The sequence below is a fragment of the Nonomuraea sp. ZG12 genome (assembly GCF_052068115.1).
Taxonomy (GTDB): Bacteria; Actinomycetota; Actinomycetes; order Streptosporangiales; family Streptosporangiaceae; genus Nonomuraea.
On the sequence record NZ_JBQHCW010000001.1, the window covers coordinates 572,861 to 587,927 of the forward strand.

Annotated in this window: 14 protein-coding genes; 12 read left to right on the forward strand and 2 right to left on the reverse strand. The window is 71.3% G+C overall.

The window, feature by feature from the left end; genetic code table 11:
• Positions 1-9 precede the first annotated feature (9 nt).
• The 7 genes from ACTMTF_RS02640 to ACTMTF_RS02670 all read left to right on the forward strand — a co-directional run bounded on the left by ACTMTF_RS02640 (position 10) and on the right by ACTMTF_RS02670 (position 8,030).
• On the forward strand, positions 10-915 hold the full coding sequence (locus ACTMTF_RS02640; RefSeq protein WP_441109034.1) for a site-specific tyrosine recombinase XerD: 906 nt from the start codon (positions 10-12) through the stop codon (positions 913-915).
• A 143-nt stretch (positions 916-1,058) separates the two neighbouring features.
• Positions 1,059-2,000, forward strand: a complete 942-nt coding sequence (locus ACTMTF_RS02645; RefSeq protein ID WP_441109035.1) for a ParA family protein — start codon at positions 1,059-1,061, stop codon at positions 1,998-2,000.
• On the forward strand, positions 1,997-2,815 hold the full coding sequence (locus ACTMTF_RS02650) for a segregation and condensation protein A (RefSeq protein ID WP_441109036.1): 819 nt from the start codon (positions 1,997-1,999) through the stop codon (positions 2,813-2,815). Before ACTMTF_RS02645 ends, ACTMTF_RS02650 begins: the two co-directional genes overlap by 4 nt.
• A 586-nt stretch (positions 2,816-3,401) precedes the next feature.
• Positions 3,402-4,019: an SMC-Scp complex subunit ScpB gene (gene scpB, locus ACTMTF_RS02655; RefSeq protein WP_441109813.1), complete on the forward strand. Its 618-nt coding sequence runs from the start codon at positions 3,402-3,404 to the stop codon at positions 4,017-4,019.
• Between the two features lie 680 nt (positions 4,020-4,699).
• Complete coding sequence (locus tag ACTMTF_RS02660; RefSeq protein WP_441109037.1) at positions 4,700-6,484, forward strand: pseudouridine synthase; 1,785 nt, start codon at positions 4,700-4,702, stop codon at positions 6,482-6,484.
• A gap of 70 nt (positions 6,485-6,554) precedes the next feature.
• Positions 6,555-6,914: a chorismate mutase gene (gene aroH / locus ACTMTF_RS02665; RefSeq protein WP_189140065.1), complete on the forward strand. Its 360-nt coding sequence runs from the start codon at positions 6,555-6,557 to the stop codon at positions 6,912-6,914.
• A gap of 21 nt (positions 6,915-6,935) precedes the next feature.
• Positions 6,936-8,030, forward strand: a complete 1,095-nt coding sequence (locus tag ACTMTF_RS02670) for a prephenate dehydrogenase (protein ID WP_441109038.1) — start codon at positions 6,936-6,938, stop codon at positions 8,028-8,030.
• Positions 8,031-8,143: 113 nt separating this feature from the next.
• On the opposite strand, the gene ACTMTF_RS02675 is transcribed toward ACTMTF_RS02670, so the two are convergent.
• Entirely contained in the window at positions 8,144-8,338 is a 195-nt protein-coding gene (locus ACTMTF_RS02675) for a DUF2795 domain-containing protein (protein WP_397000634.1), read from the reverse strand.
• 21 nt (positions 8,339-8,359) lie between these two features.
• Positions 8,360-9,223 carry a glycosyltransferase family 2 protein gene (locus tag ACTMTF_RS02680; RefSeq protein ID WP_441109039.1) on the reverse strand — a complete coding sequence of 288 codons (864 nt, stop codon included), beginning with the start codon at positions 9,221-9,223 and terminating at the stop codon, positions 8,360-8,362.
• Between the two features lie 124 nt (positions 9,224-9,347).
• Here ACTMTF_RS02680 and ACTMTF_RS02685 point away from each other — a divergent pair, with 124 nt between their 5' ends.
• The 5 genes from ACTMTF_RS02685 (at position 9,348) to aspS (ending at position 15,040) form a co-directional block, all read left to right on the forward strand.
• A complete protein-coding gene (locus ACTMTF_RS02685; protein WP_441109040.1) occupies positions 9,348-9,962 on the forward strand; it encodes a TetR/AcrR family transcriptional regulator in 615 nt (204 codons plus the stop codon).
• A gap of 22 nt (positions 9,963-9,984) precedes the next feature.
• Positions 9,985-11,343, forward strand: coding sequence for a carotenoid oxygenase family protein (locus ACTMTF_RS02690; RefSeq protein WP_441109041.1), 1,359 nt, complete (start codon positions 9,985-9,987; stop codon positions 11,341-11,343).
• A 53-nt stretch (positions 11,344-11,396) separates the two neighbouring features.
• A complete protein-coding gene (cmk, locus tag ACTMTF_RS02695) occupies positions 11,397-12,053 on the forward strand; it encodes a (d)CMP kinase (protein WP_441109042.1) in 657 nt (218 codons plus the stop codon).
• 29 nt (positions 12,054-12,082) lie between these two features.
• Entirely contained in the window at positions 12,083-13,477 is a 1,395-nt protein-coding gene (gene der / locus ACTMTF_RS02700; RefSeq protein ID WP_441109043.1) for a ribosome biogenesis GTPase Der, read from the forward strand.
• Positions 13,478-13,774: 297 nt separating this feature from the next.
• On the forward strand, positions 13,775-15,040 hold the full coding sequence (aspS, locus tag ACTMTF_RS02705; protein WP_441109044.1) for an aspartate--tRNA(Asn) ligase: 1,266 nt from the start codon (positions 13,775-13,777) through the stop codon (positions 15,038-15,040).
• Positions 15,041-15,067 lie beyond the last annotated feature (27 nt).

Below are 15,067 nucleotides of genomic sequence, written 5' to 3' on the forward strand. Positions count from 1 at the left end.
ACCGGACCCGTGGAGGCGGTGCTCGCCAGCTACCTCGCCCATCTGGCGGTGGAGCGGGGCCTGGCTGCCAACACGCTCGCGTCCTACCGGCGTGACCTGCGCCGCTATCTGGAGCACCTGCGGGCCCGCGGCCGCCTCCGCCTCGACGAGGTGGGGGAGGCCGACGTGCGGGCCTTCCTGGTCGCGCTGCGCGAAGGCGACGGCGAGCATCCCGCCCTGGTGGCGGGCTCCGCCGCCCGCGCCGTCTCCGCCGTCCGCGGCCTGCACCGCTTCGCGCTGCGCGAAGGGGCCGCCCAGCACGACCCCGCCCGCGCCGTACGACCGCCGCGCCAGCTCCGCAGGCTGCCCAAGGCCGTCGCCGTCGACGAGGTCGAGCGGCTCATCGCCGCCTCCGGCCCCGACGGCGCGCCCCTCACCCTCCGCAACCGCGCCCTGCTCGAAGTCCTGTACGGCACCGGCGCCCGCATCTCCGAGGCCATCGGCCTGGCGGTCGACGACCTGGAGCACGAGCAGGTGCTGCTGCGGGGCAAGGGCGGCCGCGCCAGAGTGGTCCCCCTCGGCCGCTACGCCCGATCGGCGCTCGACGCCTACCTCGTCCGGGCCAGGCCCGGCCTGCTCGCCCACGGCCGCGGCACCCCCGCGGTGTTCCTGAACGCCCGCGGCGGGCGGCTGACCAGGCAGGGAGCGTGGGAGGTGCTGCAGTCCGCCGCCGACCGTGCCGGACTCGCCGGGATATCTCCGCACGTTCTACGGCATTCCTTCGCAACCCACCTCCTCGACGGGGGCGCCGACGTTAGGGTGGTGCAGGAGTTGCTCGGCCACGCCTCGGTGACGACCACCCAGGTCTACACCCTGGTCACCGTCGACAAGCTCCGCGAGGTCTACGCCGCCGCGCACCCCCGGGCCCTGAAATGATCTATAGTCTTCTGGGTCATGCGGCACCTCGGCGTGCCGCCTTGCGCGTGTGACTCCGGCGTGCCGCCTTGCCGGGTTTGGTGGTGACGCCATAGTGTCCGTCCGGACGGTCCGGTTCGGGATCGTCAGGGAGGTTCGAGCTGGTGACTGTGAAGACCAACGGTTCGACCCCGGGGACCCCCGACAACCCCTGGGGTGACACCAAGACCAACGCGCCTTCCAGCGGCGCGAATCTGGGCCCCACGCGGCGCCCCCGGCCGGTGTTCCCGGAGCCGGTCCCGCGCGCGACGCACGGCCCGGCGCGCGTGGTCGCCATGGTCAACCAGAAGGGCGGGGTCGGCAAGACCACCACCACCATCAACCTCGGCGCCGCCCTCGTCGAATACGGCCTCAAGGTGCTGCTCGTCGACTTCGACCCGCAGGGCGCCCTGTCCGTCGGCCTCGGCATCAACCCGCTCCAGCTCGACCTCACGGTCTACAACCTGCTGATGGAGCGCAACGTCACCGCCGAGGACGTGCTGCTGGAGACCGGCGTCGAAGGCCTCGACCTGCTGCCCAGCAACATCGACCTGTCGGCCGCCGAGGTCCAGCTGGTCACCGAGGTCGCCCGCGAGCAGGTGCTCGGCCGCGTCATCAAGCCGCTGCTGCCGCACTACGACGTGTGCCTCATCGACTGCCAGCCGTCGCTCGGCCTGCTCACCATCAACGCCCTCACCTGCGCGCAGGGCGTCATGGTGCCGCTGGAGTGCGAGTTCTTCGCGCTGCGCGGCGTCGCGCTGCTCATGGACACCATCACCAAGGTGCAGGAGCGCCTCAACGAGGACCTCGAGATCGAGGGCCTGCTCGCCACCATGTACGACGCCCGCACCCTGCACGGCCGCGAGGTCCTCGCCCGCGTCGTCGAGGCGTTCGGCGACAAGGTCTTCCACACCGTGATCAACCGTACGGTGCGCTTCCCCGACGCCACCGTCGCCGGCGAGCCGATCACCACCTTCGACCCCTCGTCCCTGGGCGCCAACGCCTACCGCGAGCTGGCGCGCGAGGTGCTGTCGCGCTGGCCCGCGGCTGCGACAATGGCCAGGTGACCGAGCAGCAGACCGAGCCTCAGGGATTCCAGGTCCACCTGGACGTCTTCGAGGGCCCCTTCGATCTGCTGCTGGGCCTGATCTCCAAGCACAAGCTCGACATCACGGAGATCTCGCTCTCCCAGGTCACCGACGAGTTCATCGCCTACATCCGCTCCCGCAGCCCGGTGTGGGACCTCGACCAGACCAGCCACTTCCTCCTGGTCGCCGCGACCCTCCTGGACCTCAAGGCGGCCCGGCTGCTGCCCTCGGGCGAGGTCGAGGACGAGGAGGACCTGGCCCTGCTGGAGGCCCGCGACCTGCTGTTCGCCCGCCTCCTGCAGTACAAGGCCTACAAGGAGGTGGCCAAGGTCTTCGCCGGGCGGATGGCCCAGGAAGCCCTCCGCTTCCCCCGGACCGCGCCCCTGGAGCCCCAGTTCGCCAACCTGCTGTCCGAGCTCATCCTCGGCATCGGCCCCGAACAGCTCGCCAGGATCGCCGCCCGCGCCTTCACCCCCAAGCTCCCCCCGACCGTCAACGTCGGCCACATCTACCAACCACTCGCCAGCGTCCGCGAGCAAGCCGCTATCCTGGTCCAGCGCCTGCGCCGGATGCGCAAAGCCACCTTCCGTGCCCTGGTCGCCGACTGCGAGGGCACCTACGAGGTCATCGCCCGCTTCCTGGCCGTCCTGGAGCTCTTCCGGGAGTCGGCCGTCACGTTCGACCAGCTCGAACCACTCGGCGACCTGCACGTGACCTGGACAGGCGCCGACGACGGCGACGTCTCGGTGGGCGACGACTACGAGGAGAGTCCGGAGAAGCCTGCAGATGACTGACCACCCCGACGAGGACCGGATCCCCGCCTGGATGACCCTCCCCGGCTCCCTCGCCTCCCAACCCGATCACCCCCCACCCCCCGCCGCCCCCACCTCCGACCCAGAGACCGACACCGAAGTCCCTGCCGGCCCCGGTCCTGCCAGTGCCGGTCCTGCCAGCCCCGGTCCTGCCAGTGCCGCTCCTGACGACGCCGGCACTGATGCCGCTGGTCTCGACGGCGCGGTGACGGGCGGCACCGCCCTTGCCGGCGCGGGGCTTGATGCCGTCGGTCGTGAAGGCGCGGAGCCAGACGTGGCAAGCCCTGACGGGATGGAATCTGTCGCCGCTGGTCGCGACGGCGTTGGCCCTGATGTCGCTGAAGCCAACGCCCCCGCCCCCGCCACCCGAGGCACAGATCCACCCGCCCCCGACGCCGCCAGCGGCACAAAGAGCACCAAGGGCGCCGGAAGCACCGGCAACAGTGGGAAAAGCAGGGAAAACGGGAACGCCGAGAACAGCGAGAACGGGGGAAGCACCGGGGGAGCGGGGAAGGGCTCACCGGTTTCGGCCGCCTCACGCCCGGTGGCTCTTCCCGGCGCCGGTGCGGTGAGTCGTGGTGCGGCGGAAGCCGGCGCAGCGCGCGCGTCCGCTGTAGGGGGGACCGGTGAGGGGGAGGTCGAGGGCCCCGGGCTCAAGGCGGCCTTGGAAGCCATCATGCTCGTCGTCGACGAACCCGTACCTGAAGTGACTCTCGCTCAGGTGCTGGAGCGGCCCACGCACGAGGTGGTGGCGGCGCTGCGGGAGTTGTCCGAGGAATACACTGCCGCCGAACGGGGTTTCGATCTGAGACAGGTCGCAGGCGGCTGGCGTTACTACACGCGCGCCGACTGTGCGCAACTGGTCGAGCGGTTCGTTCGCGATGGCCAGCAGACGCGGCTGACCCAGGCCGCGCTTGAAACACTTGCGGTCGTGGCCTACCGGCAACCGGTGAGCCGCGCTCGCGTAGCCGCGGTACGCGGTGTCAACAGCGATGGCGTCATACGGACGCTCGTCGCCAGGGGGCTGGTCGAAGAGGCCGGTTCTGACCCGGAGAGCCAAGCAGTGCTTTACCGGACAAGCTCATACTTCCTTGAACGTCTGGGACTGAAGGATCTGAGCGAGCTTCCTGAGCTCGCGCCCTTCCTCCCCGACGACGTGGAAAACCTCGAGGAGACAACAAAGTGATCAACAGGCGAAGCACCCCGTCCGGTGATGGACGCGGTCGTGGACGCACCGGCGGCGCCGGCCGTGGTGGACGTCCCGCCTTCCGCTCGGACGACTCGCGCGGCGGTCCCCGCCGCGACGACTTCCGTGACGGTCCCCGCCGCGACGACCGCGGCGGTTCCCACCGAGACGACGCACGCGGCGGCCCCCGCCGTGACGATTCCCGCAGCGACGCGCATGGCCCCCGCCGTGACGACTCGCGCGGTGAGGTACGCGGTCCGCGTCGTGACGATTCCCGCAGCGACGTACGCGGCCCGCGCCGTGACGACTCGCGCGGTGAGGCGCGCGGCGGCCCGCGTCGCGATGATTCCCGTGGCGACGGCCGTGGCGGCCCGCGCGGGGGCTTCCGTGGCGATGACTCGCGCGGCGGCGGTTTCGGCGGATCGCGCGGAAGCTCCCGCGACGATCGCGGCGACTCGCGCGGCGGCTACGGCGGTCCGCGAGGGACGTCCCGAAACGATGACCGAGGTGGTCCGCGGGGCAGCGCCCGTGGCGATGACCGTAGTGGTCCCCGTGGTGGTTTCCGTGGCGATGACCATAGTGGTTCCCACGGTGATGACCGCGGTGGATTCCGCCGTGACGACCGGGGCGGCCGTGACGATTCCCGTGGTGGGTTCCGCCGCGATGACTCGCGTGGTGGCGTGCCCCGCACCGATTCCCGCGGTGGCCCCCGCCGTGACGACGCCGGTCGTGGCTACGGCCGCGACTCCAGAGGCGAATCCGGGTCCCCCCGCGACTCGCTCCGTGCCGACCGTGGCGGGGCCCGCGCCAGGTACGGCAGGTCCCCCGGACGCGACAGCCGCGAGCGTACGGGCTTCGCCGGCGGCAGGTCCGAGCGCGGCTACGACTCCCGCCCCGGAGGCCGCGAGCGCTCCAGCTCGACTTCCCGCGAGGGTTACGGCTCGTCGTCCCGTGAGGGTTACGGCTCCCGCGAGGGTTACGGCTCGTCGTCCCGTGAGGGCTACGGCTCCCGTGAGGGTTACGGCTCGGCTTCTCGTGGTGACGGCTCGGGGTCCGGCGAGGGCTTCGGCTCCGCCGCCCGTGAGGGCTCGACGTCCCGCGGTGACCGTGATGGCTTCCGCCCGGCGTCCCGTGGAGGCCGTGGCGATGTCCGTAACGGCTCGCGTGACGATCGTGACGGGTCCCGTCCGGCGCGCGGCGGGGGTGGTGACCGCGAGGGTTACCGTGCCGGTGGCCGGGACGGTGACGCGCGGCGCGACGAGCGCGGCGCCTCGGGCGGCGGTGACCGCCGCGGCGGTTACGGAGCCGACCGGAGCGGCGGCGATGAGCGCGGTCACGGCGCGGCCCGGAGCGGCGGCGGTTACGCGGCCGACCGGCGCGCGGGCGCTGACAGTGGGCGTGGCGGTTACGGAGCCGACCGGCGTGGTGGGCGTGACCACTCCGTACGTGAGGACCGTGGCGGATTCAAGGCCGACCGGAGCGGGCGCAGGGAAGGCGCCGCCCCGGGAGCTCGCGCCAGGTTCGGCAGGCGTGACGAGGGTGCTGGGCGGGACGGTGGCCGTACCCCCAGGAGGGACGACGTGCAGACGCTCGGCGGCTCGCCCCGGGCCGGCGCCGGCGCCGGCCGTGGCGGTCGCGAGCAGGCGCCTCGCGACCGGTTCAAGACGGCGCGTCAGCCGATGCGCGACCCCGCACTCTTCCCCGCGGGCTACACCGACGAGCGGGACACCACCGAGGTGCCCGGCGGTGTCCGGCTGCAGAAGGTGCTCGCCCAGGCGGGCGTGGCCAGCCGGCGTGCCTGCGAGGAGATGATCGGCGACGGTCGTGTCACCGTGAACGGGCAGGTCGTGCGGCGGTTCGGGGCCAAGGTGGACCCGGCCACGCAGATCATCCACGTGGACGGCAAGCGCATCCCGACCGCGCCCGACCTGGTCTACTACGCGCTGAACAAGCCCATCGGCGTCGTCTCCACCATGGACGACCCGCAGGGGCGGCCGTGCCTGGCGGACTATGTGGAGGAGCTCGCGCCGCGACTGTTCCACGTGGGCAGGCTCGACACCGAGACCGAGGGCCTGCTGCTGCTGACCAACGACGGTGAGCTGGCCAACCGGCTGACGCATCCCAGCTATGGGGTGCAGAAGAAGTACTGGGCCAAGGTTCCCGGCCCGATCCCGCGTGACCTGGGCCGCAGGCTCAAGCAGGGGATCGAGCTGGAGGACGGCCTGGCGAAGGCCGACAGCTTCGCGATCGTGCAGGAGCACGGCCAGCAGGCGCTGGTCGAGGTGGTGCTGCACGAGGGTCGCAAGCACGTCGTACGGCGCATGCTCGAAGAGTCGGGCCACCGGATCATCGACCTGGCCAGGATCGAGTTCGGGCCGGTGAAGCTGGGCCGTACCAAGCCGGGCACCATCAGGTCGCTGAGCTTGAAGGAAGTGGGCGAACTGTACGCGGCAGTGAAGCTGTAACCTGATCAGGACGCAGGAGCCCGTGCGAATCTCCGCACGGGCTCTCCCGCTTATAGAAGGAGCGAAGCGCATGGTGAGGGCGATCCGCGGGGCCATCCAGGTGGGTGCCAACGACCGTGACTCGATCATCGAGGGGACGACCGAGCTGGTCGCCCAGATCATGGCGCGTAACGAGCTCACCACGGACGACGTGATCAGCGTGCTGTTCACGGCGACGCCTGACCTGACCGCGGAGTTTCCCGCTCTGGCGGCGCGCAAGCTGGGGTTCCACGATGTGCCGCTGATCTGCACCACCGAGATCGACGTGCCGGGCGCGCTGCCCCGCGTGGTGCGGCTGATGGCGCATGTGGAGACCGACCGGCCGCGGGCCGCCATCCAGCACGTTTACCTGCGTGGCGCGGTCGCGCTGCGTCAGGACATCGCTCAGTAATCAACGATCCGGGACGAAGACATGGCCTCCGAACTCCGCACCGTTCTGGTGGTGGGCACCGGTCTCATCGGCACCTCGCTGGCGCTGGCGCTGCGTCGCAAGGGTGTGCGGGTGCTGCTCGCCGACCGTGACCAGGGCGCCGTCCGGCTGGCGCGGGAGCTCGGCGCGGGGGAGGAGTGGCAGCCCGGTGAGCGGCAGGCGGAGGCGATCGACCTCGCGGTGATCGCGGTGCCGCCGGGTCATGTCGCCAACGAGCTGCTGTCGCTGCAGGAGGGTGGCGTCGCCCGGTTCTACACCGACGTGGCGAGCGTCAAGGCGGAGCCGATCGAGCATGCCGCCCGGCTCGGCTGTGATCTGACCAGCTATGTCGCTTCTCATCCTCTCGCGGGTCGGGAGAAGTCGGGGCCCGGCGCGGGCCGCGCGGACCTGTTCCTGGGCCGCCCGTGGGCCTTCTGCCCGACGGCCGAGTCGTCCGCCGAGGCCAGGGCGGCGGTGCTGCGGCTGATCGAGCTGTGCGGCGCCAATCCGGTCGAGGTGGACGCCGTCGATCATGACAGGGCGGTGGCGGTCGTCTCGCACGCTCCGCATGTGACGGCGGCGGCGGTCGCGGCGCGCCTGTCCGACGCCACCGAGGTCGCGCTCGGCCTGGCGGGGCAGGGGGTGCGCGACGTGACCAGGATCGCGGGCAGCGATCCGGGGCTGTGGCTGGGCATCCTGTCGGGCAACGCCGCCCCGGTCGCCGAGGTGCTGGAGGCGGTCTCCCGTGACCTGGCCGAGGCCGCGTCGGCGCTGCGCGCGCTGGCCGGCGGCGACGGCACGGCGCGTGGCGAGCTCACCCAGCTGCTCAAGCGCGGTGTCGCGGGCCACGACCGCATCCCGGGCAAGCACGGCGGCCCGGCTCCCGCCTACGTCGTCGTCCAGGTCGTCATCGGTGACCGTCCTGGCCAGCTCGCCAGGCTCTTCCAGATCTGCGACGAGGTCGGGGTCAACGTCGAGGACGTGCGCCTGGAGCACGCGCCCGGCCTCCCGCTCGGCATCGCGGAGCTGTCGGTGCAGCCGGACTCCGCTCCGGTGCTCGCTCAGGCCCTGCGCGAACGGGACTGGCAGCTTCCCTGACGCGCCGTGTAGTTCACCGTGCAACGACACCGTGCAACGACACCGTGCAACGACGGAAGGAGCGCGGCGCCGACCCGCGCCGCGCCTTTTCCTTCTTTCGGCCTTCTCTCTGTTCAGCGCTGGGTGACGGCCTGGCTGACGGCGTTCGGGCCGTCGTACTCGCGGTCGGGCATGGCCTCCAGTGCTTTGATGATGTCCTGGTCCGCGCCGTGCTCGCGGGCCGCCGCCACCAGGTCGGACTTGCTGGCGGGATAGTCGACACCCTTGAGGTGCTTCTGTAGCTGAATTGGGTTAGGTGCAGTAGCCATGACGGATTGTTACCCATTCGCTCACGTACCGTAACCGCGCTCCAGGGTGCGTCGCGCCTGCTCGACCTCGGGCGGGAGCTGCCGGCGCTGCGCCAGCGCCTGCGACAGGCGGGGCACCGTCGTACGGAGTCCGCGCCAGCCCGGCGGGCCGCGGCGCAGGGCTTCGAGCGAGCGCAGGGCCACCACCCGCCAGGGGCGGCGCAGGACGGCGGTGAGCAGGCCGTTGCGCACGGCCAGCGCCTGCCGTCCGGCGGGGTCGCGGGGCGGCGACGGGTGGTGGTGCGCCACCACGTCGTCCACGTAGGCGAGCCCCCAGCCCATGGCGGCCAGGTCCATGGCCAGGCGCTCCTCCTCGCCGAAGAAGAAGATCACGTCGTCGAATCCGCCCGCCTCCAGGAACGCCTTCCTGCGCACCACCGCCCCGCAGGCCAGGAAGCCCAGCACGCTGGGTCCGGGCAGGTCGTCCCGTACGCCGAGGGGTGAGCGTCGCATCTCCTCGCTCACCGGGTCGAGCCGCTGCTCGGCCCCGACGAGGACGCGGGCGCCGAGCACGGCCAGCCGTGGGTGGGCGTCGAGGAGGTCGGCGGCCAGCTCCAGCGCGCCGGGGGCCCACCAGGAGTCGTCGTCGGCGAAGGCGACGTAGGGGGTCTCGGCCAGCTCGACGCCGAGGTTGCGGGCGGGCGCGCCCAGGTTGCGGCCGGCCTCGACGACGCGCACATGCGGGAAGTGGCGCCGGACGAAGCAGACGGTGCCGTCCGTGGAGCCGTTGTCGACCAGGATCACCGGGCCGGGATGGTGGGGGAGCGAGCGCTGGAGGGCACGGAGCCGGTCCATGGTGGCGATCACCACCGTCACCCTGCCCGCCGTGTCTCTCATGCCTGTCATCTGTGCTCCTTCGCCCCATGCCTTCCTTTCCGGGAACACCGTGCTTACTCGTGTTTGACGATGCCGCCGGGCGGGCGTACAAAGGGGTAGAAACAGTGTTACCGGACAGAAACGATGTTGCCGTATGAGTTCCACCGCCTATCAGCAAGCCCAGCGCGAGGGTCAGGACGTCGTCAGGGCCGCGGTCCTGGACGCGGCCACACGCCTTCTGATCGACGAAGGCCCGGCCTCGCTGACCGTGCGCCGCATCGCCGCCGAGGTCGGCTGCTCCACCAAAGTGATCTACACGCTCTTCGGCGGCAAGGACGGGCTCAGCGAGGCACTCTGGCTGGAGGGGTTCGCCAGGTTCGAGCGGCGGCTGCTGGCCGCGCCTCCCGGCCCGGACGCCATGACGCACCTGCGGTCGGGCATCGACGCCTACCGGGCCTACGCGCTGGACCAGCCGGCCTATTACCGCGTGATGTTCCAGGGAGGCATGCCCGGCTTCACGCCGCGCCCCGAGGCCGGGCAGGAGGCGAAGAGATCCTTCCAGCTGCTCGTGGCCGGGGTCGGCCGCTGCCTGGCGGCAGGGCTGCTGCACGGTGCCTCCGACGTGGAGATCGCCGACGTGCTCTGGATGGCCATGCACGGCGCGGTCAGCCTGGAGCTCGCCGGCTACTTCGACCGGGCCGAGGCGGAGCAGCGTTACCGGTTGCTCTGCGACTCGGTGCTCAGCCCCTTCCTGACGCACGACTCCTGACGCACGACGAGAGGACCACCTGATGTCAACGCCCTACCGGGGCGGCCTCGCCCCGGTCACTGACGAGATCACCGCCTTCGACCTGAAGGTCACCGGCCGCATCCCCGCCGAGCTGAACGGCCGCTACCTGCGCAACGGCCCCAACCCGCTCAGCCTCGACGACCCGAGCGCCTCCCACCTGTTCCTGGGCGAGGGCATGGTGCACGGGGTTCGGCTGCGCGACGGCCGCGCCGAGTGGTACCGCAACCGATGGGTGCGCAACGCCGACGTCGCCCGGCGGCTCGGCGAGGAGCCGAGGCCCGGCCGCACGCACGGCGGCATGGACTTCGCGGCCAACACCCACGTGATCGGCCTGGCCGGCCGCACCTTCGCGACCGTGGAGGCGGGGTCGCTGCCGTACGAACTCGGCTACGAGCTCGACACCATCGGCCCGTGCGACTTCGACGGCGGCCTGCCCGGCGGGTTCGCCGCGCACACCCACCTGGACCCGGCCACCGGCGAGCTGCACGCGATGGCGTACTTCTTCGGCTGGGACCACCACCAGCACGTCGTGCTCGACGCCAAGGGCGCCGTCACGCGGACCAGGGACATCCCCATCGCGGACGCGCCCATGATGCACGATTTCGCGCTGACCGAGCGCTTCGTGGTGCTCTACGACCTGCCCGTCACCTTCAGCATGGCGCACGCCGAAAAGGGCGCCCCGCTGCCGTACGCGTGGAACGAGGAGCACGGCTCCCGGCTGGGGCTGCTGTCCCGCCGGACCGGCGAGGTTCGGTGGTTCGAGGTGAACCCGTGCTGGGTCTTCCACACCCTCAACGCCTACGACGACGGCGACCAGGTCGTGGTCGACGTGGTGCGTTACCCGAAGCGCTTCGTCGACGCCCGCCTTGAGGGGGGCGGCTCGCCCACGCTGGATCGCTGGCGGATCGACCTGTCGTCGGGCAGGGTGAGCGAGACCCGGCTGGACGATCGGGCGCAGGAGTTCCCGCGGATGGACGAGCGGCTCACCGGCAGGCCCTACCGCTACGGCTACACCGTCGCGACCAGTGACCTGGTGGAGATGGTCTATCCGCCGGACAGGGCCATGGAGGACCTCCCGGACGAGGCGTTCGACAACACGCTCATCAAGCACGACCTGGAGCGGGGCACCCAGCAGGGGCGGCGGTTCGGCCGGGACGCCTACGTGGGCGAGCCGGTGTTCGTGGAGTCGGGCGAGGCCGAGGACGCCGGTTACGTGATGGTCTTCGTCAACGACCCCGCACGGGGAGCGGCCGATCTGGTGATCCTGTCGGCGCAGGACTTCACCGGCGAGCCGGTCGCCACCGTGCACCTGCCGGCGCGGGTGCCGCTCGGCTTCCACGGCAGTTGGGTGAGCGACTGACCAGGAGGCGGTAACCTCTTCAGGTTAGGTGAAAACGTGAAGAGGGAGAGACCGTGGCCGGTCTGGTCGTCGCCATGGACGGCCCTTCGGGGTCGGGCAAGTCGAGCGCGTCGCGCGGAGTCGCTCGCGCGCTGGGGCTGCGCTACCTGGACACCGGGGCACAATACCGGGCGATGACCTGGTGGATGCTCCGGCAGGGCGTCGACCTCGCCGATCCGGCCATGATCGCGGCCCGCTCCGGCGAGCCCGAGATCGTCTCCGGCACCGACCCGGAGGCCCCGGCCATCCAGGTCGGCGGCGTCGACGTGGGTGAGCCGATCAGGCAGGACGAGGTGACCTCCGCGGTCTCCGTCGTGGCGGCGGTGCCGCAGGTGCGGGCACGGCTCGTCGCGCTCCAGCAGGAGATCATCGGCGCCGGTGACATCGTGGTCGAAGGCCGCGACATCGGCTCCGTGGTCGCCCCGGACGCATCCGTCAAGATCTATCTGACGGCCAGCGCCGAGGCCCGTGCCCAGCGCCGTTCGGCGGAGCTGGCCGGCACCACCGCGCAAGCGCAGCAGGCCGCCATGGCCCGCCGCGACACGCTGGACTCGACACGCAAGACAGATCCACTCTCGCTGGCGGATGGCGCCATCGAGCTCGACACCACCGCGCTCAACCTCGAAGAGGTCATCGCGGAGGTGCTGAGACTGGTCAAGGAGCGCACCTGAGGGTGCGGGACTCATAAGGATGAGACATCGTGTCCACGGGGGAATGGGTCGAGGCTGACCTCGACGAGCTAGACGTATCCGAAGAACCGGCCGACAGCACTCCGCTGCCGGTCGTGGCCATCGTCGGGCGGCCGAATGTCGGCAAGTCCACGCTGGTCAACCGCATCATCGGCCGCCGCGAGGCGGTCGTCGAGGACGTGCCGGGCGTGACCCGCGACCGCGTCACCTACGAAGCCAACTGGCGCGGGCGCCGGTTCACGGTCGTCGACACCGGCGGCTGGGATCCCGACGCCACCGGGATGAACCTGCGCATCGCCGAGCAGGCGCAGATCGCCGCCGAGCTGGCGGACGTGATCGTGTTCGTGGTCGACGCGACCGTGGGCGCCACCGACGCCGACGAGATCGTGGGCTCCATCCTGCGTCAGTCCGGCAAGCCGGTCATCCTGACGGCCAACAAGGTCGACAACCAGCAGATCGAGATGGAGGCCGCGGCCCTGTGGTCGCTCGGCCTCGGCGAGCCGCACGCCGTCTCGGCCCTGCACGGCCGCTCCAGCGGCGACCTGCTCGACGTGGTGCTCGAAGCGCTGCCGGAGACGCCGGCGGTGACGTTCGGCGACAAGCGCGGCCCCGCCCGGGTGGCGCTGCTCGGCAAGCCCAACGTGGGCAAGTCGTCCCTGCTCAACAAGCTGGCCGGACAGGAGCGGGTGCTGGTCGACCCGATGGCCGGCACCACCCGCGACCCGGTCGACGAGCTGATCGAGCTCGGTGACAAGACCTGGCGGTTCGTCGACACCGCTGGCATCAGGCGGCGCGACCGCGAGCTGCAGGGCGCCGACTTCTACGCCGCCATGCGCACCAGGGCCGCGCTCGACCGCTCCGAGGTGGCGATCGTGCTGATCGACGCCAGCGAGCCGCTCACCGAGCAGGACCTGCGCATCATCACCCTGGTGATCGAGTCCGGCAGGGCCATGGTGGTGGCCTTCAACAAGTGGGACCTCGTCGACGAGGACCGCCGCTACTACCTCGAACGGGAGATCGACAGGCAGCTCGTCCGCACCCCGTGGGCGCTGCGCGTCAACATCTCCGCCCTGACCGGCCGCCACATGGACCGGCTCGTCCCGGCGCTGGAGAAGGCGCTGGACTCCTGGTCCACCCGGGTGCCGACGTCCAGGCTCAACGCGTTCCTGACCGACCTGGTGCACGCGACGCCGCCGCCCGTGCGCAGCGGCAAGCAGCCGAAGATCCTGTTCGCCACGCAGGCGTCGACCGAGCCGCCCAAGTTCGTGCTGTTCACCTCGGGCTGGCTGGAGGACACCTACCGGCGCTTCATCGAGCGCCGGATCCGCGAGGAGTTCGGCTTCGCCGGCTCGCCGATCGAGGTCACGATGAAGATCCGGGAGAAGCGGCAGAAAAAGGATCGCTGACGCCGCATCGCGTTGCCTGAGGAGGGCCCGTCCGGCTACCATCCACGGCAACGCGTAGACGGAGACGAGTAGCCAGGGGCCGCGCGGGCCGAGAGAGCCGCCGATCGCTGAGAAGGCGGCCCCGCGCCCCCTGGCGAAGACACTCCCGAGTGCGGGGAGGAAATGCCCCGCCGGTCTGACCCCCGTCATCGGGTCGTGGAGGCCGCCCCTCGCGGGCGGCGAAAGTGCGGTGGCACCGGGAGTTCCCTTCTCCCCCGCACTCCCAAGGGGTCATGCACTTCCTCGTGAGGAGCTGTGATGATCTCTCGTGTCCTGTCGGCGGAGCTCACTGAGCACGCCGGGCAACGAGTGACGATCGCCGGTTGGGTCCATCGCCGCCGGCTGCTGAAATCCGTGTCCTTCCTCGTGATCCGAGACCGCGCCGGGCTGGCGCAGGCCGTCTTCCACGGCGGCGACCTGCCCGGCGAGGAGAGCGTCGTCGAGGTCACCGGGACCGTGACGGCCAACCCGCAGGCGCCGGGCGGCGTCGAGCTCACCGGTCCCGAGCTGCACGTGCTCTCCGAGCCGGTCGAGGCGCCGCCCTTCGACCTCTACCGCCCGGTCGTGCCGGCCACACTGCCGACGATCCTCGACCATGCCCCGGTCGCCCTGCGGCATCCGGCGCTCAGGGCGCCGCTGGAGATCTCGGCGGCGAGCGTGGCGGGCTTCCGGGCGGTGCTCGACCGGCTCGGCTTCACCGAGATCCACACCCCGAAGATCGTCGCCTCGGCGACCGAGTCCGGCGCGAACGTCTTCGGCATCGACTACTTCGGCCGCCCCGCCTACCTCGCGCAGTCGCCGCAGTTCTACAAGCAGGCGATGGTCGGGGTGTTCGAACGGGTCTACGAGGTGGGGCCGGTCTTCCGGGCGGAGCCGCACGACACCGTCCGCCACCTGGCCCAGTACACCAGTCTCGACGCCGAGCTGGGCTTCGTGCGCGACCACCGCGAGGTGATGGCGGTGCTGCGCGAGGCGGTGGCGGGCATGCTGGAGTCGGTACGCGACCGGGCCGGCTCCGCCGTGGCGACGCTCGGCCTGACCCTGCCCGAGGTGCCCGCCGAGATCCCGGCCGTGCACTTCGCCGAGGCGCAGCGGATGACCGGCGCGGACGAGCCGGACCTGTCCCCGGCCCAGGAGCGGTGGCTGTCGCGGTGGGCGCTGGAGGAGCACGGCTCGGAGTTCCTGTTCGTGACTGGCTACCCGATGGCCAAGCGGCCCTTCTACACCCATCCCGACCCGGCCCGTCCCGGCTACTCCAACGGCTTCGACCTGCTGTTTCGCGGGCTGGAGCTGGTGACCGGCGGCCAGCGGCTGCACCGGCACCGCGACTACCTGGAAGCGCTGGCCGACAGCGGTGAGAGCATCGAGCCGTACGAGGGCTATCTCCAGGCGTTCGCGTACGGGATGCCGCCGCACGGCGGGTTCGCCATCGGGCTGGAGCGCTGGACGGCGCGCCTGACCGGCGCGGCCAACATCCGCCAGGCCGCCGCCTTCCCGCGCGACCTGCACCGGCTCTCGCCGTGACCGCCTGACCCGCCTGACCTGCTTGAC

Bases quoted from the DNA above. Each gene is read 5' to 3' on its own strand.
- aroH (WP_189140065.1), top strand. From the start codon at position 6,555: ATGGTGAGGGCGATCCGCGGGGCCATCCAGGTGGGTGCCAACGACCGT.
- ACTMTF_RS02670 (WP_441109038.1), top strand. From the start codon at position 6,936: ATGGCCTCCGAACTCCGCACCGTTCTGGTGGTGGGCACCGGTCTCATC.
- ACTMTF_RS02675 (WP_397000634.1), bottom strand. From the start codon at position 8,338: ATGGCTACTGCACCTAACCCAATTCAGCTACAGAAGCACCTCAAGGGT.
- ACTMTF_RS02680 (WP_441109039.1), bottom strand. From the start codon at position 9,223: ATGACAGGCATGAGAGACACGGCGGGCAGGGTGACGGTGGTGATCGCC.
- ACTMTF_RS02685 (WP_441109040.1), top strand. From the start codon at position 9,348: ATGAGTTCCACCGCCTATCAGCAAGCCCAGCGCGAGGGTCAGGACGTC.
- ACTMTF_RS02690 (WP_441109041.1), top strand. From the start codon at position 9,985: ATGTCAACGCCCTACCGGGGCGGCCTCGCCCCGGTCACTGACGAGATC.
- aspS (WP_441109044.1), top strand. From the start codon at position 13,775: ATGATCTCTCGTGTCCTGTCGGCGGAGCTCACTGAGCACGCCGGGCAA.